25 protein-coding genes and 1 riboswitch are annotated in these 24,423 nt (G+C 54.9%); of the genes, 17 read left to right on the top strand and 8 right to left on the bottom strand.

Features of this window, described 5'->3' with window-relative positions; genetic code table 11:
- Positions 1–190: 190 nt before the first annotated feature.
- From VSX58_RS03390 to mntP, 4 genes are all read left to right on the top strand, one after another.
- Positions 191–988, top strand: coding sequence for a PTS mannose/fructose/sorbose transporter subunit IIC (locus VSX58_RS03390; RefSeq protein WP_327616818.1), 798 nt, complete (start codon positions 191–193; stop codon positions 986–988).
- Positions 989–1,003: 15 nt separating this feature from the next.
- Positions 1,004–1,846: a PTS mannose transporter subunit IID gene (locus VSX58_RS03395; RefSeq protein WP_327616819.1), complete on the top strand. Its 843-nt coding sequence runs from the start codon at positions 1,004–1,006 to the stop codon at positions 1,844–1,846.
- Between the two features lie 98 nt (positions 1,847–1,944).
- On the top strand, positions 1,945–2,403 hold the full coding sequence (locus VSX58_RS03400) for a DUF986 family protein (RefSeq protein WP_327616820.1): 459 nt from the start codon (positions 1,945–1,947) through the stop codon (positions 2,401–2,403).
- A 196-nt stretch (positions 2,404–2,599) separates the two neighbouring features.
- Positions 2,600–2,794, top strand: a riboswitch (yybP-ykoY riboswitch).
- Between the two features lie 10 nt (positions 2,795–2,804).
- Complete coding sequence (gene mntP / locus VSX58_RS03405) at positions 2,805–3,377, top strand: manganese efflux pump MntP (protein ID WP_327616821.1); 573 nt, start codon at positions 2,805–2,807, stop codon at positions 3,375–3,377.
- 98 nt (positions 3,378–3,475) lie between these two features.
- Here mntP and rlmA read toward each other — a convergent pair whose 3' ends face one another.
- The 3 genes from rlmA to VSX58_RS03420 all read right to left on the bottom strand — a co-directional run bounded on the left by rlmA (position 3,476) and on the right by VSX58_RS03420 (position 4,784).
- Positions 3,476–4,327: a 23S rRNA (guanine(745)-N(1))-methyltransferase gene (gene rlmA, locus VSX58_RS03410; protein ID WP_327617058.1), complete on the bottom strand. Its 852-nt coding sequence runs from the start codon at positions 4,325–4,327 to the stop codon at positions 3,476–3,478.
- Between the two features lie 91 nt (positions 4,328–4,418).
- On the bottom strand, positions 4,419–4,628 hold the full coding sequence (cspE, locus tag VSX58_RS03415) for a transcription antiterminator/RNA stability regulator CspE (RefSeq protein ID WP_048639002.1): 210 nt from the start codon (positions 4,626–4,628) through the stop codon (positions 4,419–4,421).
- Positions 4,629–4,667: 39 nt separating this feature from the next.
- On the bottom strand, positions 4,668–4,784 hold the full coding sequence (locus VSX58_RS03420; protein ID WP_327616029.1) for a DUF2627 domain-containing protein: 117 nt from the start codon (positions 4,782–4,784) through the stop codon (positions 4,668–4,670).
- Positions 4,785–5,795: 1,011 nt separating this feature from the next.
- Here VSX58_RS03420 and VSX58_RS03425 point away from each other — a divergent pair.
- The 5 genes from VSX58_RS03425 (at position 5,796) to VSX58_RS03445 (ending at position 10,368) form a co-directional block, all read left to right on the top strand.
- Positions 5,796–6,710, top strand: coding sequence for a metal ABC transporter substrate-binding protein (locus VSX58_RS03425; RefSeq protein ID WP_327616822.1), 915 nt, complete (start codon positions 5,796–5,798; stop codon positions 6,708–6,710).
- Positions 6,707–7,603: a manganese/iron ABC transporter ATP-binding protein gene (locus VSX58_RS03430; protein ID WP_327616823.1), complete on the top strand. Its 897-nt coding sequence runs from the start codon at positions 6,707–6,709 to the stop codon at positions 7,601–7,603. Before VSX58_RS03425 ends, VSX58_RS03430 begins: the two co-directional genes overlap by 4 nt.
- Entirely contained in the window at positions 7,600–8,463 is an 864-nt protein-coding gene (locus VSX58_RS03435) for a metal ABC transporter permease (protein ID WP_327616824.1), read from the top strand. The genes VSX58_RS03430 and VSX58_RS03435 overlap by 4 nt, the downstream gene beginning before the upstream one ends.
- Entirely contained in the window at positions 8,460–9,320 is an 861-nt protein-coding gene (locus VSX58_RS03440; RefSeq protein ID WP_327616825.1) for a metal ABC transporter permease, read from the top strand. Before VSX58_RS03435 ends, VSX58_RS03440 begins: the two co-directional genes overlap by 4 nt.
- Positions 9,321–9,507: 187 nt before the next feature.
- On the top strand, positions 9,508–10,368 hold the full coding sequence (locus VSX58_RS03445; RefSeq protein ID WP_327616826.1) for a fructosamine kinase family protein: 861 nt from the start codon (positions 9,508–9,510) through the stop codon (positions 10,366–10,368).
- A gap of 43 nt (positions 10,369–10,411) precedes the next feature.
- On the opposite strand, the gene VSX58_RS03450 is transcribed toward VSX58_RS03445, so the two are convergent.
- Positions 10,412–10,960 (bottom strand): YniB family protein, encoded by a 549-nt coding sequence (locus VSX58_RS03450; RefSeq protein ID WP_327616023.1) that lies wholly within the window; start codon positions 10,958–10,960, stop codon positions 10,412–10,414.
- Positions 10,961–11,458: 498 nt separating this feature from the next.
- Here VSX58_RS03450 and hxpB point away from each other — a divergent pair, with 498 nt between their 5' ends.
- From hxpB to VSX58_RS03470, 4 genes are all read left to right on the top strand, one after another.
- Positions 11,459–12,124 carry a hexitol phosphatase HxpB gene (hxpB, locus tag VSX58_RS03455; protein WP_327616827.1) on the top strand — a complete coding sequence of 222 codons (666 nt, stop codon included), beginning with the start codon at positions 11,459–11,461 and terminating at the stop codon, positions 12,122–12,124.
- Between the two features lie 482 nt (positions 12,125–12,606).
- Positions 12,607–13,368, top strand: coding sequence for a 2-dehydro-3-deoxy-D-gluconate 5-dehydrogenase KduD (gene kduD, locus VSX58_RS03460; RefSeq protein WP_327617059.1), 762 nt, complete (start codon positions 12,607–12,609; stop codon positions 13,366–13,368).
- A gap of 269 nt (positions 13,369–13,637) precedes the next feature.
- A complete protein-coding gene (locus VSX58_RS03465) occupies positions 13,638–14,213 on the top strand; it encodes a metal-dependent hydrolase (RefSeq protein ID WP_327616828.1) in 576 nt (191 codons plus the stop codon).
- A gap of 166 nt (positions 14,214–14,379) precedes the next feature.
- Positions 14,380–15,774, top strand: coding sequence for an L-cystine transporter (locus VSX58_RS03470; RefSeq protein WP_327616829.1), 1,395 nt, complete (start codon positions 14,380–14,382; stop codon positions 15,772–15,774).
- A gap of 84 nt (positions 15,775–15,858) precedes the next feature.
- Here VSX58_RS03470 and VSX58_RS03475 read toward each other — a convergent pair whose 3' ends face one another.
- Positions 15,859–16,368, bottom strand: coding sequence for an RcnB family protein (locus VSX58_RS03475; RefSeq protein WP_327616830.1), 510 nt, complete (start codon positions 16,366–16,368; stop codon positions 15,859–15,861).
- Positions 16,369–16,681: 313 nt separating this feature from the next.
- The gene (gene osmE / locus VSX58_RS03480) at positions 16,682–17,014 is read right to left on the bottom strand and encodes an osmotically-inducible lipoprotein OsmE (RefSeq protein ID WP_327616018.1); all 333 of its coding nucleotides are present in this window, start codon (positions 17,012–17,014) and stop codon (positions 16,682–16,684) included.
- A gap of 227 nt (positions 17,015–17,241) precedes the next feature.
- Here osmE and nadE point away from each other — a divergent pair, with 227 nt between their 5' ends.
- The 4 genes from nadE (at position 17,242) to VSX58_RS03500 (ending at position 21,372) form a co-directional block, all read left to right on the top strand.
- The gene (nadE, locus tag VSX58_RS03485) at positions 17,242–18,066 is read left to right on the top strand and encodes an ammonia-dependent NAD(+) synthetase (RefSeq protein ID WP_327616831.1); all 825 of its coding nucleotides are present in this window, start codon (positions 17,242–17,244) and stop codon (positions 18,064–18,066) included.
- Between the two features lie 76 nt (positions 18,067–18,142).
- Positions 18,143–19,033, top strand: coding sequence for an aromatic amino acid DMT transporter YddG (gene yddG, locus VSX58_RS03490; protein WP_327616832.1), 891 nt, complete (start codon positions 18,143–18,145; stop codon positions 19,031–19,033).
- A gap of 87 nt (positions 19,034–19,120) precedes the next feature.
- Entirely contained in the window at positions 19,121–20,842 is a 1,722-nt protein-coding gene (locus tag VSX58_RS03495; protein ID WP_327616833.1) for an ABC transporter ATP-binding protein, read from the top strand.
- A 173-nt stretch (positions 20,843–21,015) separates the two neighbouring features.
- A complete protein-coding gene (locus tag VSX58_RS03500; protein ID WP_327616834.1) occupies positions 21,016–21,372 on the top strand; it encodes a nitrous oxide-stimulated promoter family protein in 357 nt (118 codons plus the stop codon).
- Between the two features lie 356 nt (positions 21,373–21,728).
- On the opposite strand, the gene ihfA is transcribed toward VSX58_RS03500, so the two are convergent.
- Positions 21,729–22,025 (bottom strand): integration host factor subunit alpha, encoded by a 297-nt coding sequence (gene ihfA / locus VSX58_RS03505; protein ID WP_009112984.1) that lies wholly within the window; start codon positions 22,023–22,025, stop codon positions 21,729–21,731.
- A 4-nt stretch (positions 22,026–22,029) separates the two neighbouring features.
- Positions 22,030–24,417, bottom strand: a complete 2,388-nt coding sequence (gene pheT / locus VSX58_RS03510) for a phenylalanine--tRNA ligase subunit beta (RefSeq protein WP_327616835.1) — start codon at positions 24,415–24,417, stop codon at positions 22,030–22,032.
- Positions 24,418–24,423: the final 6 nt, after the last annotated feature.

Consider the following 24,423-nt stretch of genomic DNA (forward strand, 5'->3'; position numbering starts at 1 on the left):
GCGGCAGGACACGGCGCTATCGCTTTGAACAACGCGGCGTACTGATTCTTTACGGGCGAGAGTGATGGATAACCTCGCGACGCGGCGGGAGCGCGATAAATTCGTCGGCGACGAATTTGACCGGCCAACGTACCCGCGGCTTGAAAGATTGACGGGAATACTCAGAAACGTTTTTCATAGGAGAAGTACAATGGAGATGACCACGCTTCAAATTGTGCTGATATTTCTCGTAGCTTGTGTCTCGGGGATGGGCTCGATTCTTGACGAGTTCCAGTTCCACCGCCCGCTTGTCGCCTGTACGCTTATCGGCGCGGTATTGGGCGATCTGCAGACCGGAATTATTATCGGCGGCACGCTGGAAATGATCGCGCTCGGCTGGATGAACATCGGCGCGGCGGTGGCGCCCGATGCGGCTCTGGCTTCCATTATTTCAACCATTCTGGTGATTGCGGGCGGACAGAGCGTCGGCGCGGGGATTGCGCTGGCCATTCCGCTGGCGGCGGCGGGCCAGGTGCTGACCATAATCGTCCGCACCATTACCGTCGCCTTCCAACACGCCGCCGACAGCGCGGCGGAACGCGGCAACCTGAGCGCCATCAGTTGGCTTCACGTCTCAGCGCTGCTGCTCCAGGCCATGCGCATCGCCATCCCTGCCGTTATCGTCGCGATCTCCGTCGGTACGGATGCCGTTCACGCCATGCTGAATTCGATTCCCGATGTCGTCACCAACGGTCTGAATATCGCCGGGGGCATGATCGTCGTCGTGGGTTACGCAATGGTCATTAACATGATGCGCGCCGGTTATCTGATGCCGTTTTTCTACCTCGGCTTCGTCACCGCCGCATTCACCGATTTCAACCTGGTCGCGCTGGGCGTGATTGGCGTGGTGATGGCCGTGCTGTATATCCAGCTCAGCCCGAAATACAACAAGACGCAGAGTCAGCCCGCGGCGGCGGGCGGCGGCGACCTTGATAACGAATTGGACTAACAGGAGTGAGAGAAAATGGTTGAATCAACGCATGTCAAAAAGCTCACTGCCGGCGATATCCGCGGCGTGTTTATACGCTCCAACCTTTTCCAAGGGTCATGGAACTTTGAACGTATGCAGGCGCTCGGTTTCTGTTTTTCCATGGTGCCGGTGATCCGCCGTCTCTATCCTGAAAATTCGGAGGAACGTAAGCAGGCGATTAAGCGCCATCTGGAATTCTTCAACACGCAGCCATTTGTCGCCGCCCCGATTCTGGGAGTGACGATGGCGATGGAAGAGCAGCGCGCAAACGGCGCGCCGATCGATGATGGCGCGATCAACGGTCTAAAGGTCGGCCTGATGGGGCCGCTGGCCGGCGTCGGCGACCCGGTATTCTGGGGGACCGCCCGTCCGGTGTTCGCCGCGTTGGGCGCAGGGATCGCCATGAGCGGCAGTCTGCTGGGCCCGATCCTTTTCTTCGTGCTATTCAATCTGGTGCGGCTGCTGGTTCGCTACTACGGCGTCGCGTACGGCTATCGTAAAGGCGTGGATATCGTCGGCGATATGGGCGGCGGTTTCCTGCAGAAGATGACCGAGGGGGCGTCCATTCTCGGTCTGTTTGTTATGGGGGCGTTGGTCAATAAATGGACGCACGTCAACGTCCCGATGGTCGTCTCAAGGATAACCAATCAAAACGGAGAAACCACGGTCACCACGGTTCAGTCAATCCTGGATCAGCTGATGCCCGGTTTGATTCCCCTGCTGCTCACGTTCGGCTGCATGTGGCTGCTGCGACGCAAGGTGAACGCCCTGTGGCTGATTATGGGATTCTTCGCCATCGGCATCTTTGGCTACTGGATCGGTCTGTTGGGTCTGTAGCGCGTTAATCTGCCGGGGGGCGCCTCCGGCAGACTCCGTTTTGAAGAATCCTGCAGCAAGTCGTCAGAAGCCCCGCCTCTTATTATCTGGAGTTATCTATGACGGTTACGGACATCGCTCTGGTTGTATCGATTACGCTGGCGCTGCTTTATGCTATCTACGACGAATTCATCATGGACAGATTAAAGGGGAAAACCCGGCTGCGGGTGTTGCTAAAACGCGTGAATCGGCTGGATGCGCTTATATTCATCGGCTTAACCGTCATTCTTATTTACCGCAATATCATGAATAAAGGTCCGGTAATTACCACGTCGCTTTTGCTGTTTCTGGCATTCATGGCGATCTACCTCGCCTATATTCGGCGGCCTAAGCTGTTGTTTAAATCGACAGGTTTCTTTTACGCCAATGTATTTATTTTTTATAGCCGAATTAAGAGTATGAATTTATCCGAGGATGGCGTTTTGGTAATCGACTTAGAAAAACGTCGATTATTGATACAGGTCAATCAACTTGACGATCTTGAAAAGATTTATCATTTCATGATTGAAAATCAATGAGTTATGTATAATCCATTATAAAATGAAAATATTGTTAAACATTCCATTAACTTATTTGTGGTATTTTACCCCTATCGACTCCGCTGTTATTTCACTCAATGCTTACACTTATTAAGCAAATGAAAATCATTATCAATCGCATTGTTAACACATAATATTTTTATTGTTGTTTATGCCATAAATAATATGTTAAGGTTGCGCCGTCATTGGGGAGTAGCCGGTTTCTGAGAATTAATTCAGAAATGCTCGTATCAACATACTCGTTTTATCTCCTTACCCAGAAGAGTGTAAAACGTGGTGCGGGCGGCCGATTGGCAGGCGAGACCATAGACACGAAGATCGTCATGAGGTTGGGGACGATCTGCGTGGATATGGAGAAGCACCCAGCCGAGGCTACTTACATGAACCTATCAGCTACTCTCATCCTTGCTTTCGGCATGTCTATGGATGCCTTCGCCGCGTCCATTGGCAAAGGCGCCGTATTGCATAAGCCCAAATTTCGCGACGCCGTACGTACCGGCCTTATCTTCGGCATTATCGAAGCGATTACGCCGCTCATCGGCTGGGCGCTCGGCTTTTTCGCCAGCCGCTTCATTCTTGAATGGGATCACTGGGTTGCATTCAGCCTGCTGTTGATTCTTGGCGTGCGCATGATTATGAACGGCTTCCAGAGCGCGCAGGACGAGGGCGGCGGGCAGCTCAAGAAACATAGCCTGCTGGTTCTGGTTTTTACCGCTATCGCAACCAGTCTGGACGCCATGGCGATTGGCGTGGGGCTTGCCTTCCTGCAGGTCAACATTTTTCATACCGCGATGGTGATTGGCTGCGCCACCATGATCATGGTGACGCTCGGAATGCTGATCGGCCGCTATATCGGCCCGATTCTGGGTAAAAAAGCGGAAATCGTCGGCGGTCTGGTGCTCATCGGCATCGGCTGCAATATTCTTTATGAACACCTTGGCTATTTCGCCTGACGTGCCAAAACGCCGATAAGATATTCATTGGCGGGGACCGACTCCGCGCCCTGCCCGCATTAACTCCCGACCTCGCCGCGCTTCCCGCGCGCTGGAAATTACCCCGCAGCCCGCGTCTCGCTTGCCCCGTCATCCTCGACGCGCCGGTGAAAGCGAATAATAAAGTCGGTTTCGCAGATAAACTGCGCGGTTTCCCGCAGTTTCTTACTCACTTCCGGCGTCGCTCGCCAGGCGAACGGCGTCATCTGCAGTAACGCCGCGCCTTCCGCCCCCGACAGACGAAGCGAATATGCCAGCGTTTGTTGATCGGCCAGATGAAACCCAGACAGCGCTTCATCCCTGAGCGGATGCAGCTGCACCCGGTCATAGACTTCGGCCTTGAGTTGATAAAGATGACGCGGTCCCGGCGATACGGTAACGACCCAGCCACCCGCTTTAACGGTGCGCTGCAATTCGGCGTCATTACATGGCGCATAAATTTTCAATATCGCATCCAACGACCGATCGTTAAACGGCAGCCGCTGGCTTGACGCGACGCAATAATCGACGTCGCGATAACGCTTCGCCGCGCGCTGTATGGCGGCTTTTGAAACATCCAATCCATAAACGGCTATTGCCGTGCGCTGCCGCTTTAGACAGTCGGCCAGGGCCGCCGTGTAGTATCCCTCTCCGCAGCCGATATCCAGCACGGCGCCGGCCTCTTGCGGCAAGAGCGTATTAATGCGCCGCGTGACATATTCGCGCAACGGCTGATAATGCCCCGCGTCCAGAAACATCCTGCGCGCCTGCATCATTTCGGCGCTGTCGCCCGGCTGTCTGGAACGTTTAAACTGTACCGGCAATAGATTCACATAGCCTTCTTTCGCACAATCAAAGCTATGACGGCCGCATGACCACTGTTGTTTGATTCGATGTAATGGGTGCTGACACAGCGGACATTGATAAGCTATCAGCATGTTTTCCTGCTTAAAAAAATAGTATTCATAAAAAATAAGCAACAAAAAACCCGCACCATGGCGGGTTTTGCAACGTAAGCGGTACTTACAGCGCGGTAACGTTGACGGCGGACGGGCCTTTCTGACCATCCTGAATTTCGAATTCTACGCTCTGGCCTTCAGCCAGGGTTTTGAAACCGTTGCCTTGAATCGCAGAGAAGTGTACGAACACATCTTTGCTGCCATCAGCAGGAGTGATGAAACCAAAGCCTTTAGACTCATTGAACCACTTAACCTGACCTTTAATCTTTGCCATTTCAGATATTTCCTTTAATTGTTTAAACCGCCAGAGGCGTTATACAGACAAACCAAAGTCGTTACTGCTTGAGGCACTAAGATAAGGATCGGCAGAGAAGTGGTATTCAACGCTAGCGTTTGTACTCAAGTCTTCTTTACTGAAAATGCCATTCATATACAGAACTGTACCTCGTTTTACCCAAGTGCGTTATTACACACTCCGTAATCAATGGCAAGCCATTTTTTGCCAGTCATCGACGTGCCGCACAGATTGAGGCTTTTGATGCGCCAATAAGTGCTCAATAACGCACTAAATCACTATAAATGATAGGATTAAGTTATCTCTCACCGCACATCCCATCACCCTACAGCTGCTATAGAAAACACCGTCCGCGGCACAATTGCAACTATTACCCACGCCCCGCTCATAGGAAAATTAGATAAGCTTATGAAACGTCGTCAGGCCAGAGTGGCAATCACGGGAAATAAGGAAGTAATGTATTGATTATTATCGAATATCACCGTCATGCTTCAAGTTGCCCATGCGTTGGCTGTGTTACTCGCCCATCCATGGGGCAGCCGCAAGCGCTGGACAAAAACGCTGAAGCGTTTTTGTCCAGCAGTTTGAATTAGTTAGGACATATATCACTGCCATCTCGGCGATGTCTCGCGATAGGGCTTGAGATTGAAAAAGTTAAGAAACGATGCTCCGACCTACTTCGGCCAATCAATTCCCCAGCAGCATAACGATAAACAGCGGAACGAGAACTATCAGTAGAAACCAGCTTGCCAATTTCCAGCGTCTTTCCGATTTGGTGCTCATGAGTTTATGTTCCTTCCAGAAATAAAACGTATGCCAAAAACCCTACACATACTGTTTTATCGGCAGGTTCAGCCATTTTTTTAGCCCCGCTCTCGCATGGCTGCTAATCTCTCTTTATTCCATATAAACAGTGCGAATATCAGCCGTTGGCGTTAGACTTACGTTGCAAGGTTGATTTCGTTTCATTAAATTAGATTAAATTTTTTGTTACCAAAGGAGCATTGTGGACCCTTCACTGCTATGCCTATCGCCTTCAGCCTGCCTGGTCGTCCGACACCTCGCCACTTTTCATCTGCCCCTTGACTTAAATGATATTGATAATTATTCTCAAAAACATCATTCACAGCTTGTAAGGATATATGCATGACTATTTCCCTGATTCGATTACCGACTTTTTGGCATCGAGTCCTGTTGCCTTGCACCCTGCTATTTGCATCCGTTTCCGCCGTTCACGCCGCGGAAAAACTCAAGGTGGTAACCACATTTACCATTATTCAGGATATCGCGCAGAATATTGCCGGCGATGCGGCCACCGTAGAGTCCATCACCAAGCCCGGCGCGGAAATTCATGATTATCAGCCCACCCCGCGCGATATCGTTAAAGCGCAGTCGGCCCAGTTGATATTATGGAACGGCATGAATCTGGAACGCTGGTTCGCACGTTTTTTTGAGAATGTAAAAGATGTCCCGGCGGTGGTGGTGACGGAAGGAATCGCCCCGCTGCCGATCCGCGGCGGCAGCTATAACGGCAACCCCAATCCCCATGCGTGGATGTCGCCGTCTAACGCATTAATCTACATTGAGAATATTCGCGCAGGGCTGGTGAAATATGATCCGGCCAACGCGGAGATCTATAATCGCAATGCCAGCGCCTATGCGGAAAAGATTAAAGCGATCGATGCGCCGTTAAGAGCGCGGCTGGCGCGTATTCCCGCCCAACAGCGCTGGCTGGTGACCAGCGAAGGCGCATTCAGCTATCTGGCGCAAGACTACCAGTTCCGGGAAGCCTATCTATGGCCGATCAACGCGGACGAACAGGGCTCGCCGCAGCAGGTGCGCCAGGTGATTGATACCGTCCGGGCGGAAAAAATCCCCGTAGTATTCAGCGAGAGCACCATCTCGGACAAACCGGCAAAACAGGTGAGCAAGGAGACCGGCGCTAAATACGGCGGCGTGCTCTATGTGGATTCGCTGTCGAACGAAAAAGGCCCGGTCCCCACCTACATCGATCTGTTAAAGGTTACGGTAGAAACCATCGCCAAAGGGTTTGAACAATGAGCAGCAATACCACGGCGACACAGTCATTAGAGGTCAGCGATGTTTCCGTGACCTACAGCAACGGGCATCAGGCGATTCGCCATGCCTCTTTCGCCCTGCATGGCGGCACTATCTGCGCGCTGGTGGGCATTAATGGCAGCGGGAAATCGACGCTGTTCAAAAGCATTATGGGGCTGGTGAAGCCTACCACCGGACAGGTGTTGCTGAATAACAAGCCTATCGCTCAGGCGCTGAAACAGAACCAGGTGGCCTACGTCCCGCAAACCGAAGATGTGGACTGGAACTTTCCGGTGCTGGTCTCCGACGTGGTGATGATGGGACGATATGGAAAGATGAATTTTCTGCGCATTCCCAGCCAGCGGGATCGCGCCCTTGTGACCGACGCGTTGGCGCGCGTCGGCCTGTCGGCGCTGCATCACCGCCAGATAGGCGAACTGTCCGGCGGACAGAAAAAGCGGGTTTTCCTCGCGCGCGCGCTGGCCCAGCAAGGCAGCGTATTGCTTCTGGATGAACCTTTTACCGGCGTCGACGTAAAAACCGAAAATGCGATTATCGATCTGCTGCGCACGCTACGCGACGAAGGGCATCTGATTTTGGTTGCGACGCACAACCTCGGCAGCGTGCCGGAATTTTGCGATAACGTGATTCTGGTGAACGGAACCGTCCTGGCGTCGGGGCCGACCCGCACCACCTTCACCCAAAGTAACCTAGAGAAAACCTTTGGCGGCGTATTGCGTCATATTCATCTTGGCGGCCCCAATCTCCATGACGACGATGACGCCCGTACGGTGACCGTACTGACCGATGACGAGCGCCCCGCCGTTTTCTACGGCTCAACCAAAAGCGATCCTCCCGCCGTCCGCACTCCTCCGGAGGAGAAAGAAAACCGATGATCGACATTTTGTTGCAACCCTTCAGCTACAACTACATGGTTAACGCGATCTGGGTCAGCGCAATCGTAGGCGGCGTCTGCGCGTTTCTTTCCGCCTACCTGATGCTAAAAGGCTGGTCGCTGATGGGCGACGCGCTGTCGCACTCGGTGGTGCCCGGCGTGGCCGGCGCCTATGCCCTGGGGCTGCCTTATGCCGCCGGCGCTTTTTTTACCGGAATGCTGGCGGCGCTGGCGATGACGCTGCTCCGCCACATTACCCGCTTGCGCGAGGATGCGGTGATCGGCTTTATCTTTTCGACTTTTTTCGCCGTCGGCCTGCTGATTATTTCGCTTAACCCCACCTCCGTTAACGTGCAATCGATTATCTTCGGCAATATCTTGGGGATCCCCGAGGAAGACATTATCCAGGTCGAAATCATTATCGGCGTCACCTTTGTGGTGCTATGCCTGCTATGGAAAGATCTGCTCGCGGTGTTCTTTGACGAGAACCACGCCCGCTCCATCGGCCTTTCGCCGCTGAAACTGAAAATTATTTTCTTTACCCTGCTCAGCGCCTGCACCGTGGCTGCGCTGCAAACCGTCGGCGCGATTCTGGTTATCGCGATGGTGATCACCCCCGGCGCAACGGCCTATCTGCTCACTGATCGCTTCAGCCGCCTGGTGTTGATTGCGATCGCGTTCGGCGCGCTGACCAGCGCCCTCGGCGCCTATCTAAGCTTTTTCCTCGACGGCGCCACCGGGGGGGTGATTGTCACGCTGCAAACGGCCCTATTCCTGCTGGCATTTCTATTCGCGCCCAAGCATGGCCTGCTGGCCTCGCGCCGCTTACGCCGACGTATTCAAATGGAGGATGCGCGATGAGCCTGGTTTTCAATTGGATAGTCGAACCGCTATCCTATCCGTTTATGCAGCGCGCGCTGCTCGCAGCCATTGTGACCGGGGCGGTTTGCGCGGTGTTGTCCTGCTATCTGGTGCTGAAAGGCTGGTCGCTGATGGGAGACGCGATATCTCATGCCGTCCTGCCCGGTATCGTGGTGGCCTTTCTGCTGGGCATACCGCTGGTTATCGGCGCCTTTGTGTCCGGTATATTCTGCGCGATCGCCACCGGGTACGTGAAAGAGCACAGCCGAATCAAGGAAGATACCGTGATGGGGATTATTTTTTCCGGCATGTTCGCGCTGGGATTGGTGCTATTCGCGCGTATCGATACCGATCAACACCTGAACCATATTCTATTCGGCAACGTGCTGGGCATCACCGCTCCGGAGCTGACGCAAATACTGCTGATCGCGTTCGTCACGCTCTCCGTGATCCTGCTGAAACGCCGCGATTTCATGCTCTACTGTTTTGATCCCAGCCACGCCCGCGTTATCGGCCTGCCGGTGAAACTACTGCACTATGGGCTGCTCTGCCTGCTGGCGTTGACCATCGTCGCATCGTTGCAGGCGGTCGGCGTTATTCTGGTCATCGCCATGTTGATCGCCCCGGGTATCATCGCTTTTATACTGTGCAAACGCTTTGACCGGATGCTGGCGGCGGCGACGCTGGTTTCCGTGACCTCCTGCATCGCCGGTACGATGATCAGTTTTTATATCGACGGCGCCACCGGTCCCTGCATCGTCATCGTACAGGCGCTGTTTTTCGCGATTGCGCTGATTTATCACCAACTGAAACAGCGCCGCCGCGCCGCCGCGCAGATTTCGGCCACCCCCTCCTAATCCGCTTGCGCGCCGGGCCCGCCGGCGCGCTTATTTTCAATCGCGGCTATACTTTTTCCTGCGGGTTTCTTTTCGCCGCTCCACCAATCATCATCACTGTGCGACAGATTCAGTTTTTATAGAGTTCAATCAATTACCGTAACGGTATAAAGACGGGGTCAGGCAACATCAACGGGAGGATGGTCTTATGTGGCAAGCTGTCAGCCGGCTTTTAGAAGAACATCTCGGTGCTGCTGAAATTCGGGAACGCCGAGAATTGCCGGGGGGCGAGATCCACCCGGCCTGGTATATACGCTATGGCGACCATGAGGTGTTCGTTAAATGCGACGGGCGTGAAATGCTGCCGAAATTCACCGCGGAAGCCGATCAGCTCGCGTTGCTGGCGCGCAGCCATACCGTAAAGGTGCCGGAGGTCTATGGCGTCGGCAGCTCGCGCGCCAACAGTTTCCTGCTGCTGGCGTACCTGCCGGTCAAACCGCTTGATGCCCACAGCGCCTGGTGCCTTGGCGAACAGCTGGCGCGGCTGCATCAATGGAGCGATCAGCCGCAGTTCGGCCTCGACTTTGATAATGACCTGTCGACCACCCCTCAGCCCAACTGCTGGCAGCGCCGCTGGTCATCATTTTTCGCCGAGCAGCGCATTGGCTGGCAGTTACAGCTGGCTGCGGAAAAAGGCATGCACTTCGGCGACGTCGACACCCTGATCGAGCGCGCGGAGGCGCGGTTGGCCGGACATCAGCCGCAGCCGTCGCTGCTGCACGGCGATCTCTGGCCCGATAATTGCGCCAACAGCGGCAACGGATGCTATCTGTTCGATCCGGCCTGTTATTGGGGAGACAGAGAGTGCGATTTGGCGATGCTGCCGCTCTACCCGACGCTGCCGCCTCAGATTTACGATGGCTATCAGAACGTCTGGCCGCTGGATAAGGATTTCATCGATCGGCAGCCCGTCTATCAGATTTACTACCTGCTTAACCGCGCCAATCTTTTTGGCGGGAAACACATTATTGAGGCCCAGCAGGCGATAGAACAGCAGCTCTACGACTGACGGCGCCGGTCAGCCTGGCGCATGGCCGCGCCAGGCTAGCGAGCTACGCCAGCAGCCCCAACAGCCGCAGCGCCATATAACCGACGCCCGCAACGATGAGAGGTAGAATATAGAGCGGAAAGAGTTGCAGAAAAATGGTGTGGCGCGGCACAACGACGCGTGACTCCAGCTTCTCGCGCGAATTGCCTTCTGCGCCCTTCACTTTTTCTAGGATCATCTGATCCTCAATCCCCTCGCGAATCGCCGTCACCTGCCGGGACATACGGGCGCCGGAGCGCTGTAGCGCCAATCCGACGAAAATCAGGAGATAGATCAGCCAAAACATCAGGCTGGCGGATTTAAACAAGTTCGAAAAATCGGGAACCGGCGAGTTATACCAGAATATATTCAGAAAAGGGGTATTGAAACGCGTCATATCGACCATCAGATGCACAAAATCCAGCAATACCGCATCGATGCCCTGTTTTTTCTGAGTAAATGCATAAAGGTAGTTGGCGAATGAGATAATGGTGGACAGCAAAGCCGGAATAAAAATTATCCATCCCGCGATACGTTTAACCACGGCTATACGTCCAGCCTGTTGATACGTCATGAGTTCCCCTTCTGAACGACGCTGTTTTTTACCACGAACCAGTATATACCCTAAAATAATTCGAGTTGCATGCAGGCAAGGTCGCGGCACTCCGAAGTATGACGGGCATACGCATAAAAACGCTAGCAGCCTACTGCAAGTTTATTGTCAGTCAACGTTTTATTGCGCAAGCGCCTTTGATAAGCAAGATATTAACCTATACCCTAAATCATTCGAGTTGCCGGACAAAACGCCAAAAGCGTTTTTGCACAGCGCCTGCGGCGGCCCCAGCGGGGCCAGTAACAAAGCCAACGCACGGGCAACTTGACGTATGGCGGGTATAACCGAATGCTGGTCATTTAAGCCGGTTTTTAGGGGAAACACCGGGGGAGGTTCCCGCAGGGACGCCTCATCCCGCTGGTCGCCCCGTGCATCTCGATGCTTAAACGATCGGCATTAGGGTATAACTTTTTCTTTTCTCAACGGATTCACCTATCTCACTTTTACGGGACCGATGACATGACAGCGAACACCTCTATCCGCGCGGCGATTTTTGATATGGATGGCCTGCTGATTGATTCCGAACCATTATGGGACATGGCCGAGCTGGAGGTCATCTCATCGCTGGGGATTGATACGTCGCTACGCGCATCCATGCGGGATACGCTGGGGCTGCGCATCGATATGGTCGTTGATCTCTGGTATCAGTTGGCGCCATGGCGCGCGCCCAGCCGGGAAACGGTTGTCAATCGGATCATCGAACGGGCGATGGCGCTGGTGGATGAGCGCCGCCCTTTACTACCGGGCGTCGAGCACGCGCTGCAGCTCTGCCGTCGGCAAAATCTTCTCATCGGGTTGGCGTCGGCATCCCCCCTCCCTATGCAAAAACAGGTTTTGCGCACCTTCGATTTAACGCGCTATTTTGACTTTTTAGCCTCGGCGGAACATCTGCCTTACAGCAAGCCGCATCCGCAAGTCTATTTGAACGCGGCGCAGGGGCTGAACGTTTCACCGCTGCAGTGCGTGACATTAGAAGATTCGGTAAACGGCATGATAGCGACCAAGGCCGCCCGTATGCGTTCGATTGTCATACCGCAGGCCGAATTCAGCAACGATGCGCGTTGGGCGCTGGCCGATCATAAGCTGGATTCGCTGCGGCAGCTTAACGTCGGCCATATTGCATAAAGCGATCGTGAAAACCGTGGGCCGTAAGCGCGCAGCAACATGAGTGCGCCGCGGCCATTGCCGGCGTGCTAGCCTTGCCGCTCCGCCATTGCATAAAACCTCTGCGCCTCTGCGTCAAGCCGCCGGCCGGGCGCGCGTTGCCGACAAATTTAACCTTCCTCCGCCGCGCCGGACTCGGCAATAAACCCGCCCGTTTGGCGTCGCGCAAAGCGCTGCGCCCTTGTCCCGCCGTCCGAATAAGCGCGGCATAGATAAAAGCATGATGTTCATCAAAACAAAATAAAACATCATTTCATTTTTATTGAATTAATGTCTCGGTATGACTATCATCAGCATACAACGAGGAAAAGTCGGGCAGAGTAGTATAAATGTGACATTGTCACTGCCACGCGATGTCACCGCTTTGCCCGGCGCTTCTTCAACCTTTTCACTACGGTAACAGCTAACGATAACCTATTGTCGCGGATGGAGAGATTATGGCTATGATTTTAGATTCCTTCGATTTGCAGGGTAAGATCGCGCTCATCACGGGTTGTGATACCGGGCTCGGCCAGGGTATGGCTATCGGATTGGCGCAGGCCGGTTGCGATATTGTCGGCGTCAACATTGTTGAACCCGAAGAGACCATAGAGAAAGTTACCGCCCTGGGTCGCCGCTTTCTCAGTCTGACCGCGGATATGAGCGACATTGCCGGCCATGCCGATCTGGTTGCCCAGGGCGTTGCGGAGTTTGGCAAAATAGACATACTGGTCAATAACGCCGGCATTATCCGCCGCGAAGACGCCATCGCATTCAGCGAAAAGAATTGGGACGACGTGATGAATCTGAACATCAAGAGCGTGTTCTTTATGTCGCAAACCGTTGCCCGGCAGTTCATCAAGCAAGGCCACGGCGGTAAAATCATCAATATCGCGTCCATGCTCTCTTTTCAAGGCGGCATTCGCGTGCCGTCCTACACCGCGTCAAAAAGCGCGGTGATGGGGATTACCCGCCTGCTGGCGAATGAGTGGGCGAAGCACAATATCAATGTTAACGCGATCGCCCCCGGCTACATGGCCACCAACAACACCCGGCAGCTACGCGCGGATGAAGAGCGCAGCAAAGAAATTTTGGATCGCATCCCCGCCGGGCGCTGGGGGTCGCCGCAGGATCTTATGGGCCCGGCGGTGTTCCTGGCTTCCAGCGCATCGGATTATATCAATGGCTACACCATCGCCGTTGACGGCGGCTGGCTGGCTCGTTAACGGCCGTCCTCAGAACGGATTTCATATGCGAAAAATGAGAAAGGCGCGACGCACCGCGCCTTCTTTACCGATCACAGAGGCGGCCGAGACATACCGGCGAGAACGCGGTCGCAACAGAATAAAAACGCGCGGGCATTTTTACCCTGCGACGCGGATTATCCAGGGTATAAAATGCGCGATTGGTAATAAATAGTTACGCCGTAACTACTTCCTGGGATCGGGAGAATCTCATATACTGTATAAAATAACAGTTTAGTATGAGACCCCTCATGACCGCGGAAGGACATGTCCTATTCTCTGTTGCCTGTGTGATCCTGGCTAAAAAAGTGGAGCTATCGCCGGAACTGGCAGCGGGAGACTGGTGGCATCTGCTCCCCGGCGCCCTGCTGACCTCGCTCCTGCCGGATATCGACCATCCCAAATCTCTGCTCGGGCAAAGGCTGAAGTGGATATCGACGCCCATCGCCCGCGCTTTCGGCCATCGGGGATTCACGCACAGTTTGCTCGCCATCGCCGCCGGCATGTTTTTTATGCAAACGCGCATGCCCGCCGGCTGGCTGCTCCCCACCGATGTCTATCACGCCATGATCGTCGGTTACTTAAGCCATATCGCCGCCGATGCTCTCACCTCAGCCGGCGTGCCGCTGCTCTGGCCCTGCCGCTGGCGTTTCCGCTTGCCGGTACTGAATGGGCAAAAGGGCAATCAGTTAGAACGCGTTCTCTGTATCGCCTTTATCGGCTTTTCCCTGTATCAACCGCAAAAAAATCTGAACTGTTGCAGTTATGAACAATCACTCAGCCTCATCCAGTCGGCGCAGGCGCACATTTCCCGGCTGTTAAAGTAACCCCGGCGCCTCAATAGCCGACTGCGGCGGAAAAACGCCGAAATTATTAGCTATAATTTATAACTTATAGCCATATAACAAACTTATGGCGGAGCTGATATTCTTACGCGCGTTTTTTTATTGATGCTGAAAAATTACTTATCTGATTAATTAGGGAGAAGTGGCGATGAACTTTCCGCTGCTATTAAATATTTTGGCGTTTGCCGCCCTCTTGTTGTTGCTGGGATACGCCGGCCGCAACGCGTCGTGGAGCCTGGCGAAGAAAGTCTTGCTGGGCTTGATTATCGGGGTATTGTTCGGCCTGGCGCTGCACCAGATCTACGGCAGCGACCATCCGGTGCTCAAACAGTCCGTCGCCTGGTTTAATATCGTCGGCAACGGCTATGTCCAACTGCTGCAAATGATCGTGATGCCGCTGGTATTCATCTCCATTTTGAATTCGGTCGCGAAGCTGCATAACGCCTCGTCATTAGGGAAAATCAGCATACTGACGCTTGGAACACTGCTGTTCACTACGCTCATCGCCGCATTAATCGGGGTTTTCGTCACCAACCTGTTCGGATTGACCGCCAGCGGGCTGGTTCAGGGCGAGCAGGAAACCGCTCGCCTATCCGCCATCGAAAATAGCTATGCCGGCAAGGTTTCCAATCTGAGCATTCCGCAGATAATCCTTTCCTTTATTCCCAAAAATCCTTTCGCCGAGCTGACCGGCGCCAACCCCACGTCAATCATCAGCGTGGTTATTTTCGCCGTGTTCCTCGGCGTCGCCGCGCTGCAGTTGATGAAAGATGACGCGGCCAAGGGCGAACGCGTCCTGACGGCCATTGATACGCTGCAATCCTGGGTGATGAAGCTGGTTCGTCTGGTGATGAGACTTACCCCGTACGGCGTATTGGCGCTAATGACCAAGATGGTCGCCAGCTCCAACCTGCAAGATATCCTAAAATTGGGCAGTTTTGTGGCGGCGTCCTACCTGGGTCTGGCTATCATGTTCGGGGTACACGCGCTGATTCTGTCGCTAACCGGCATCAACCCCGCCCGCTTCTTCCGCAAGGTATGGCCGGTGCTGACCTTCGCCTTTACCAGCCGCTCCAGCGCGGCGACTATTCCGCTGAGCATTGAGGCGCAAACCCGACGCATCGGCGTGCCGGAATCCATCGCCAGCTTCGCCGCGTCGTTCGGCACCACCATCGGCCAAAACGGCTGCGCCGGGCTTTATCCGGCGATGCTGGCGGTCATGGTCGCCCCGACGGTCGGTATTAATCCGCTCGATCCGCTCTGGATCGCCACGCTGGTCGGCATCGTCACCGTCAGTTCGGCCGGCGTCGCCGGCGTGGGCGGCGGCGCCACCTTCGCCGCGCTGATTGTACTGCCGACGATGGGATTACCCGTTACGCTGGTGGCGCTGCTGATCTCCATAGAACCCCTGATCGATATGGGACGTACGGCATTAAACGTCAGTGGTTCGATGACCGCGGGAACCGTGACCAGCCAGCTATTGAAACAGACGGATAAAGCGCTGTTTAACGCGCAGGAAGAGGCGGAGTTAACGCACCGCTAGCGTGACGCCTTTTACATCGCGATGCCAAAATATAACGAGCCGGCAGTTCACTGCCGGCTCGTTAATTTTTTCGCCGCTTGAGGCTTAATTCTGCAGCGCGCTATTGAGAAGGATAGAGGTGATGATCCCGGTCGCCGCCGCGATCAGCACATAGTTGCCGTCAATATAGGCCCAGTGCTGGCCCGCAGGCGGCTGGCGCAACCCACGGGCGCGCCAGTCGTTAACCCGGTAGTCGTCGCCGCGAAAACGCGGCGGTACGGGGTGCCCTTTCCTGAAATCATTGCCGCGTGCGACAAACCGATCCCGCTCCTGGAAATGGGGCGAATTCCGCTGCTCGCGCGGCGCCTGTTTTGCCGTTTGCCCGCGCCTTTCACCATTGTTGCGTTCGGCGTTATTATTGCGTTCGCCGTTAGGGGCATTTCTCTGATTGCCGTTGGCATTAGGCGCATGTCGCTGTTCGCCGCCGTTTTGATTATTACGCGGCTGCACTCTCTGGTCCTGCGGCCCGTTCATGCCTTCCGCGAAAGTGATGCCGGAGAAAGACCCCGTGGCCAGGAGTAACGACATGATTAGTGCCAGTGTTTTTTTCGTCATTGCATTTTCCTCGATGCATAAACAGCCTTATTGAACTGGTTAACTGCAATATCGGTCACAATATCGTTAGACGAAAGACAGAACTATCTTAAAACCCGCTATCTGACAAGACATTACCGAATCCAAACGGAATCTTAACACTAACGGCCATGGGCCAACGGGAAGCGTATCGGGAGTGGTCGGCGCGCGGAGCGCCGCGGGAGAACATGCTGGAGAGCGCCTAACAGGACGATGCGTATTCCAGCATGTGATTAACGACCAAAAATTATATTTTAAATCAATAAATCATACGGTCAGACGATAAAGAATTGGGTTATCGCTGCGGCGAGGTATCGTATGCCTGGCAGCTCTGGAAACCTTTATTCAGAACGTGTCCGGTTTCGTCATAGCTGACAAAATAATTTTGCGCCGTTCCATCACGGTTTTTCAACAGATAATTAGCGCATGTGCCTTTCGCATTAACCAATTTCACCTCCGATGCGCCCGCTCCGGCAATCTGACGAACCTGCTGCTTCGTCATCCCTTTTTTCACATCCTTGACCACCGGTTCCGTCACTAAACTTTCCGCCTGATTGTAAGTTGTACACCCGGCAAGAAAGAGCGCGCCTACAGCCGCCATACACAGTACGAGTCTATTATTTTTCATTGCATTACCTCATATGAATGGGTCACTGATAAGACTAGATGACAAAAAGCGTTTATTCAAATTATCGCCTTACTTATATCCGCGTTCGCTCAATGGCCGGAAAGCGGCGGCCCATAGGGAAAACATCTGGCGGCAAGCTTGTTCTTTTTCTTCGCGCCAATTAGCTTTACACTCTGACGATCAAGGCAATTTAGGCAGAATCAACCCGTTCAGGAAGGGGGAACCTCATGTCATTACAACAAGACATTATTGGCGCATTGGGCGTCAAGAGCGCTATCGACCCGGCGCAAGAGATCCGCGTCAGCGTTGATTTCTTAAAACGTTATCTGGCGGCGCATCCGTTCGTGAAGTCGTTGGTTCTGGGGATCAGCGGCGGTCAGGACTCCACCTTAACCGGCAAGCTGTGCCAGACCGCCATCACGGAAATGCGCAATGAAACCGGTAATCAAGACTACCAATTCATCGCCGTGCGGCTGCCCTACGGCGTTCAGGCCGATGAAGCCGACTGCCAGGAAGCCATTGCTTTCATCAAGCCGGACAGGGTGCTGACCGTTAATATCAAACCGGCGGTGGAGGCCAGCGAAGCGACGCTGAAGGCGATCGGCATTGAGCTGTCCGACTTCGTGAAAGGCAATGAGAAAGCCCGTGAGCGCATGAAAGCGCAGTACAGCATCGCCGGGATGAATGCGGGCCTGGTGGTGGGAACGGATCACGCCGCGGAAGCGGTAACCGGTTTCTTCACCAAATATGGCGACGGCGGCACCGACATCAATCCGATATTCCGTTTGAACAAACGCCAGGGCAAAGCCCTGCTGCGCGAACTGGGGTGCCCGGCGAAACTTTACACCAAAGCGCCGACCGCCGACCTGGAGGACGACCGCCCGGCGCTGCCGGACGAAGTGGCGCTGGGCGTCATCTATGAAAAAATTGATGACTACCTTGAAGGTAAGACAATCGATGTGAAAGACGCGGCGATTATTGAAAACTGGTACCGCAAGACCGAACATAAACGTCGGCCGCCGGTTACCGTTTTTGACGATTTCTGGCGCTAACGCGCCGTCGATGCGCGATACGGGGCGGATACCGACGCGGTATCCGCTTTTTATTGATATAACCTAGACCCCCATCATGAGCTTAACGCCACAACGCGCGACGCTTGCGGGCTTATCGGCCATCATTCTGTGGAGTACCTCCGTCGGACTGATTCGCAGCCTTACCGAGACGCTCGGCCCCATCGGCGGCGCGGCCATGATCTATTCGGCCAGCACCTTATGTCTGTGCCTATTTTACGGCGTTCCGCGCTTTAAAACGCTGCCGAAGGTTTATCTGCTGATCGGCGGCCCGCTGTTTGTCTGCTATGAAATTTTTCTCTCCCTCTCCATTGGGTTAGCCAATAACCGTTTACAGGCGATGGAGCTGGGCATGATCAACTATCTGTGGCCCTGCCTGACGATTCTGTTTGCTATCTTTATCAATCAGCAAAAAAGCCGCATCCTGCTCTGGCCGGGACTGGCGCTCTCTTTGGCCGGCATCGTCTGGATTATGCAGGGGGACGGCGAGTGGTCACCCAGGGGGCTGTGGCAAAATATCCTCACCAATCCCCTGGCCTATGGATTGGCATTCTCCGCCGCGGCGATATGGGCGCTGTACTGCAACATCACCAAACGTTACGGCCAGGGGAAGAGCGGCATCCCCCTCTTTTTCCTCGTCGTCTCATGCGTACTGTGGGCGCAATATGCGCTCAGCGCCGAAGGCCCGATTGCGTTAACGTTGCCGTCGTCGCTCGAGCTTATCTTTATGGGCGCATCGACCGCGCTGGCCTATTCCGCCTGGAACGCCGGGATTCAATCCGGCAATTTGACCCTGTTGGCGACCGCGTCTTATTTTACGCCGATCCTCTCTACGCTGATGGCCGCGCTATGGCTAAAAACCTCTCCGGCGGTCTCTTTCTGGCAGGGCGTGCTGATGGTGACGGCCGGCTCCCTGCTCTGCTGGCTGGCCACCCGGCGGTCAGGATGACAAACCGTTCATTTTATTTGCGTCTCCCGCTGGAGACGATTACCTGTTATAGTGATTTTCACATTTCTTTAACTCAAGTTTTATTGCATGTTACGGCGTTTCTTCTCTTACTACGCCCCTTATAAGGGGCTGTTCGTGCTCGATTTCGGCTGCGCCATCATCGCCGGTTTGCTCGAACTGGGGTTCCCGATGGCGATCAAATCATTTATCGATACCCTGCTGCCGGCGCAAAACTGGACGCTGATTCTGCTGGCCTCGGTCGGTCTGCTGGCGGTTTACCTGCTGAATACCGGTCTGATGGCGATCGTCAACTATTGGGGACATGCGCTGGGCGTCGGCATAGAAACGGATATGCGGCGGCAGGCCTTTGAGCATCTGCAAAATTTGCCGTTCCGCTATTACGACAATACGAAAACCGGCCATATCATTACCCACGTCACCAAAGATCTGGAGGAGGTGGGCGAGATTGCGCACCACGGCCCGGAAGATCTGTTTATTGCCGTGATGACCTTCATCGGCGCATTTATCCTGATGGCGACGGTACATCTGCCGCTGGCGATGCTGACTATCGTCATCGTGCCGTTTATGACTTTCCTGGTGAGTCGCTATGGCGCTCGGATGACGGAAACCTGGCGCCAGCTCTTCGGCCAGGTGGGTAATTTCAACGCGCGCATTGAAGAGAGCGTGGGCGGCATCCGCGTCGTGAAAGCCTTTGCCAACGAGGCGCATGAAAAGCGGCTATTCTCCCACGACAACGAAAACTACCGCCGTACCAAGCTTCAGGCCTACCGCATCATGACGGCCAGCCTGACTCTCAGCTATCTGAGCACGCGGCTGATACAGCTAATCGTGATGTTGGCCGGCATCTGGTATGTCATCGCAGGCGAACTCAGCTACGGCGGCTTTATCGGCTTTCTGCTGCTGATCGAGGTTTTTTTCCGCCCGGTGGCCAAAATCACCTCCGTACTGGAAAGCTATCCCAAGGGGATCGCCGGCTTCAAACGTTTTACCCAGCTTATCGATACCGTGCCGGAGATTACAGACGCGCCGAACGCGCGGCATATCGCCAGGCTGAAGGGCGATATTCGCTTTAACCAGGTCAGTTTCGGCTATACCGCCGATCGCCCGATCATTCATAACGTGACGCTTTCCATCCGTGCGGGAGAGACCGTCGCCTTCGTCGGCCCCTCCGGCGCGGGGAAAACCACGCTCTGTTCATTACTGCCGCGTTTTTACGATCTGACCGGCGGCGGCATTACCATCGACGGCATAGATATCCGGGAAATGACGCAGGCATCCCTGCGCAGCCAGATCGGCATCGTTCAGCAGGAGGTTTTCCTGTTCGGCGGCACCATTCGCGAAAACATCGCCTACGGCAAGCTCGACGCCAGCGATGAGGAGATCATGCAGGCGGCGCGGCGCGCCAGGCTGGATGAGCTGATCGACGCGCTGCCGGACGGGCTGGATACGGTGGTGGGCGAACGCGGCGTCAAGCTCTCCGGCGGGCAAAAACAGCGTTTGTCCATCGCGCGTATCTTTTTGAAAAATCCGCCGATTCTGATCCTGGACGAGGCCACGTCGGCGCTGGACACCGCGACGGAGCAGGCGATTCAACAGTCGCTGAATGCGCTTTCCAGCGGACGCACCACGTTAGTCATCGCCCACCGCCTGGCGACGATACAGAACGCCGGACGCATCGTGGTGGTGGATAACGGCGGCATTATCGAACAGGGCAGCCACCGAGAGCTGCTGGATCACAGCGGTATTTATGCCAGACTGCACCAGGCGCAGTTCGGACGCGCCTCCTGATTATTTTATGGCGGGCGTCCTGCCCGCCCCCTTTCAGGCCGCCGCAGGCGGCGTTGAAAATCGCTCCCGGCGATTTTCAGCGCTTTTTCCCCGCGCCGCGACGTCCGGAGTTTTAACGCCAGCGAATTGCTTTTAAAATAGCGCGATGGATATCACATCAATACGTGGGCGCTATGGCGAGACAACCTCTGGGCAAGCATCGACGGCGCGAGCTGCGTACCGTCGAACTGATGATCGAACTGTACGAAAAGCATCATCCCGCGCCTGACGACGATCGGCAACAATACCGTCGCCTGTTTGACTACGCGACCAACCGTCTGGAACGCTGCTATTTCGGCGAAGCGAAGCCCGCTTGCAAACACTGCCCCATTCACTGCTATCAGCCGGTAAAGCGGCGGGAAATCAAAGCGATCATGCGCTGGTCCGGGCCGCGCATGCTGCTTCACCACCCTATTCTCGCCATCCGTCATTTGATTGACGATCGCCGACCGGTGCCCGACCACCCGGAAAAAAACGGCGAAAAGAAATAGATGGCGCCCGGACGGCAGGAAAGCCGGCGGCTCGCGCGGATGATCAATCACCATCGCGCGCCCGACATAGGAGGCTCGCCAGCCCTCGATGAACCCCGGCTTCCGGCTAAATTATGCCGGGTAACGGCAAATCCCATCATGACTCCCTGTACTTGTGCCGTAACGCCGATCGTTTAAGCATCGAGATACACCGGGCGACCACCGGGGTGAGGCGTCCCTACGGGAACCTCCCCGGTGTTTCCCCTAAAAACCGGCTTAAGTGAACGGCATTACAGGCATAGTCGGGGGTTTTAATATGCGCTGTAATCCCATGAACAAAAAAAAGGCCGCTTACGCGGCCTTTTGGGACAGGATATTTACTCTTTGGGAGAGGCGTTCTCTACCCTACTCTTTAACTTTTGCCCCGGACGGAACGTGACCACACGGCGCGCCGTAATCGGAATATCTTCGCCAGTTTTTGGGTTACGTCCCGGTCGTTGGTTCTTGTCTCGCAAATCAAAATTGCCGAAGCCCGACAACTTGACCTGCTCGCCATTTTCCAAAGCGCGACGAACTTCTTCAAAAAACAGCTCGACTAGCTCTTTGGCATCCCGTTTGCTCAGCCCAAGCTTCTCAAACAGGTATTCTGACATTTCAGCTTTAGTAAGCGCCATAGGTTCAATCCCTCAAGGATGCTTGGAATCGCTGTTTTAACGCTGCTACGCATTGTGCAACGGTAGCGGCAATTTCCTCTTCTGCCAGTGTACGGGAAGTATCTTGCAAGATCAGACTCACAGCCAGGCTCTTGTACCCATCCGCTACGCCCTTTCCTCGGTACACGTCGAATAAGTTTACGCCAACTAACTGATTTGCGCCAACTTTCTTACATTCGGCTAAAACATCGCCAGCGGGGACGTTTTCAGCCACGACAACTGCGATATCACGACGGTTTGCAGGGAAACGAGAAATATTGCTCGCATCAGGCAGCACGCGGTCTGCAACCTTGCTCCACAACACTTCGAACACCACGGTTCGGCCGTTAAGATCCAGCTTACGTTCCAGTTCCGGATGGATAACCCCAATAAATCCAATACGTTCCCCGCACAGATAAATAGCAGCACTTTGCCCCGGATGCAATGCCGGATTGCTTTCCGCCTTGAATTCAACCGCGGATAATTTACCGGTCAAGGCCAGGACGGCTTCTAAATCGCCTTTCAAATCATAGAAATCCACGCTTTGTCGAGCCAGATCCCAATGCTCTTCGTAGCGGCTGCCGGTAATCACGCCGGCTAACATCAGTTCCTGACGAATGCCCAGATCGGCGCGGCTGTCCGGTACGAAACGCAGGCCGCTTTCAAACAGGCGCAGGCGGCTTTGCTGGCGGTTCTGATTGTAAACCACCGCGCCCAGCAGGCCGCTCCACAGAGACAGACGCATAGCCGACATCTCGGCGGAGATCGGGCTAGGCAGAATCAACGCGTCTTCGCCAGGATGAATTAACTCCTGAACTTTAGGATCGACAAAACTGTAAGTAATTGCTTCCTGATAGCCGTGGTCGACCAATATTGTCTTCACGCGCTTGAGCGAAAGATTCGCTTCGCGATGAGAAGTCATCTGCAGCGGCGCCTGCGTGGCGACATTCGGAATATTGTTATAGCCATAAAGGCGCGCGACCTCTTCCACCAGGTCTTCTTCAATTTCCATGTCAAAACGCCAGCTTGGCGCGACGGCCTGCCAGCCGGCGTCGGTTTTCGTCAATTTACAGCCGAGACGCCGCAAAATATCGCCGACCTGCTCATCGGCGATATCATGGCCGATCAACCGGTCCAGCTTCTCGCGGCGCAGCGTAATAGTGGCCCGGGTCGGCAGATCCGCCGCGCTGGCCGTCTCTACCACCGGACCGGCCTGACCGCCGCAGATATCGAGCAGCAGACGCGTAGCGCGCTCCATCGCCTGGCGCTGCATGGCCGGATCGACGCCGCGTTCATAGCGGTGGGACGCGTCGGTATGCAAGCCGTGGCGACGCGCGCGGCCGGTAATCGACAGCGGATTAAAGTATGCGCACTCCAGCAGCACATTCCGGGTATTCTCATTAACGCCCGAGTGTTCGCCGCCAAAAATCCCGCCTAACGCCAGCGCTTTCCGCGCATCGGCGATCACCAGCGTATCGGATTCCAGCTTCACCTCATTGCCGTCCAGCAGCGTCAGCGCCTCATTTTCCTGCGCCATCCGAACAACGATGCCGCCGTCAAGACGATCGAGGTCGAAGGCATGCATCGGCTGGCCTAATTCCAGCAAGACGTAATTGGTGACGTCAACGACGGGATCGATGGAGCGAATACCGCAGCGGCGCAGCTTTTCGCGCATCCATAGCGGCGTGGCGGCCTTAACGTCAATGCCTTTCACCACCCGGCCGAGGTAACGCGGGCAAGCCTGGGGCGCATCGACCCGGATCGGGAAGGTATCCGCGATCGTGGCCTCGACGGGCGCCACGCTCGGCTCGGTCAGCGCTAACTGATTCAGCGCCGCAACGTCGCGCGCCACCCCGATGATGCCCAGACAGTCGGCGCGGTTCGGCGTAACGCTGATATCAATGGCGTTATCGTCAAGCTTAAGGTAATCGCGAATATCCGCGCCGATCGGCGCATCCTGCGGCAGCTCGATAATACCGTCGTGGTCGTCTGAAATGCCCAGCTCGGAGAACGAGCACAGCATCCCTTCGGACGGCTCGCCGCGCAGCTTGGCCGCCTTGATTTTAAAATCGCCCGGCAATAGCGCGCCGATAGTGGCCACCGCGACCTTTAAGCCCTGACGGCAGTTCGGCGCGCCGCACACGATGTCCAGCAGGCGATCGCCGCCCACGTTGACTTTCGTTACGCGCAATTTATCCGCATTGGGGTGCTGGGCGCACTCCATAATCTCTCCCACGACCACGCCGTGGAAAGCGCCGGCGACCGGCTCAACGCCATCCACTTCCAGACCGGCCATGGTGATCTGTTCTGCCAATGCTTCGCTGTCAATCGCCGGGTTTACCCACTCGCGCAACCAGAGTTCACTGAATTTCATGATGAT

This window comes from Brenneria populi (assembly GCF_036016195.1).
In the GTDB taxonomy this organism is placed as follows: domain Bacteria; phylum Pseudomonadota; class Gammaproteobacteria; order Enterobacterales; family Enterobacteriaceae; genus Brenneria; species Brenneria populi.

Coding starts and splice junctions, on each gene's coding strand:
- VSX58_RS03390 (WP_327616818.1), top strand. CDS start 191: ATGGAGATGACCACGCTTCAAATTGTGCTGATATTTCTCGTAGCTTGT.
- VSX58_RS03395 (WP_327616819.1), top strand. CDS start 1,004: ATGGTTGAATCAACGCATGTCAAAAAGCTCACTGCCGGCGATATCCGC.
- VSX58_RS03400 (WP_327616820.1), top strand. CDS start 1,945: ATGACGGTTACGGACATCGCTCTGGTTGTATCGATTACGCTGGCGCTG.
- mntP (WP_327616821.1), top strand. CDS start 2,805: ATGAACCTATCAGCTACTCTCATCCTTGCTTTCGGCATGTCTATGGAT.
- cspE (WP_048639002.1), bottom strand. CDS start 4,628: ATGGCAAAGATTAAAGGTCAGGTTAAGTGGTTCAATGAGTCTAAAGGC.
- VSX58_RS03420 (WP_327616029.1), bottom strand. CDS start 4,784: ATGAATGGCATTTTCAGTAAAGAAGACTTGAGTACAAACGCTAGCGTT.
- VSX58_RS03425 (WP_327616822.1), top strand. CDS start 5,796: ATGACTATTTCCCTGATTCGATTACCGACTTTTTGGCATCGAGTCCTG.
- VSX58_RS03430 (WP_327616823.1), top strand. CDS start 6,707: ATGAGCAGCAATACCACGGCGACACAGTCATTAGAGGTCAGCGATGTT.
- VSX58_RS03435 (WP_327616824.1), top strand. CDS start 7,600: ATGATCGACATTTTGTTGCAACCCTTCAGCTACAACTACATGGTTAAC.
- VSX58_RS03440 (WP_327616825.1), top strand. CDS start 8,460: ATGAGCCTGGTTTTCAATTGGATAGTCGAACCGCTATCCTATCCGTTT.
- VSX58_RS03445 (WP_327616826.1), top strand. CDS start 9,508: ATGTGGCAAGCTGTCAGCCGGCTTTTAGAAGAACATCTCGGTGCTGCT.
- VSX58_RS03450 (WP_327616023.1), bottom strand. CDS start 10,960: ATGACGTATCAACAGGCTGGACGTATAGCCGTGGTTAAACGTATCGCG.
- hxpB (WP_327616827.1), top strand. CDS start 11,459: ATGACAGCGAACACCTCTATCCGCGCGGCGATTTTTGATATGGATGGC.
- kduD (WP_327617059.1), top strand. CDS start 12,607: ATGATTTTAGATTCCTTCGATTTGCAGGGTAAGATCGCGCTCATCACG.
- VSX58_RS03465 (WP_327616828.1), top strand. CDS start 13,638: ATGACCGCGGAAGGACATGTCCTATTCTCTGTTGCCTGTGTGATCCTG.
- VSX58_RS03470 (WP_327616829.1), top strand. CDS start 14,380: ATGAACTTTCCGCTGCTATTAAATATTTTGGCGTTTGCCGCCCTCTTG.
- VSX58_RS03475 (WP_327616830.1), bottom strand. CDS start 16,368: ATGACGAAAAAAACACTGGCACTAATCATGTCGTTACTCCTGGCCACG.
- osmE (WP_327616018.1), bottom strand. CDS start 17,014: ATGAAAAATAATAGACTCGTACTGTGTATGGCGGCTGTAGGCGCGCTC.
- nadE (WP_327616831.1), top strand. CDS start 17,242: ATGTCATTACAACAAGACATTATTGGCGCATTGGGCGTCAAGAGCGCT.
- yddG (WP_327616832.1), top strand. CDS start 18,143: ATGAGCTTAACGCCACAACGCGCGACGCTTGCGGGCTTATCGGCCATC.
- VSX58_RS03495 (WP_327616833.1), top strand. CDS start 19,121: ATGTTACGGCGTTTCTTCTCTTACTACGCCCCTTATAAGGGGCTGTTC.
- VSX58_RS03500 (WP_327616834.1), top strand. CDS start 21,016: ATGGCGAGACAACCTCTGGGCAAGCATCGACGGCGCGAGCTGCGTACC.
- ihfA (WP_009112984.1), bottom strand. CDS start 22,025: ATGGCGCTTACTAAAGCTGAAATGTCAGAATACCTGTTTGAGAAGCTT.
- pheT (WP_327616835.1), bottom strand. CDS start 24,417: ATGAAATTCAGTGAACTCTGGTTGCGCGAGTGGGTAAACCCGGCGATT.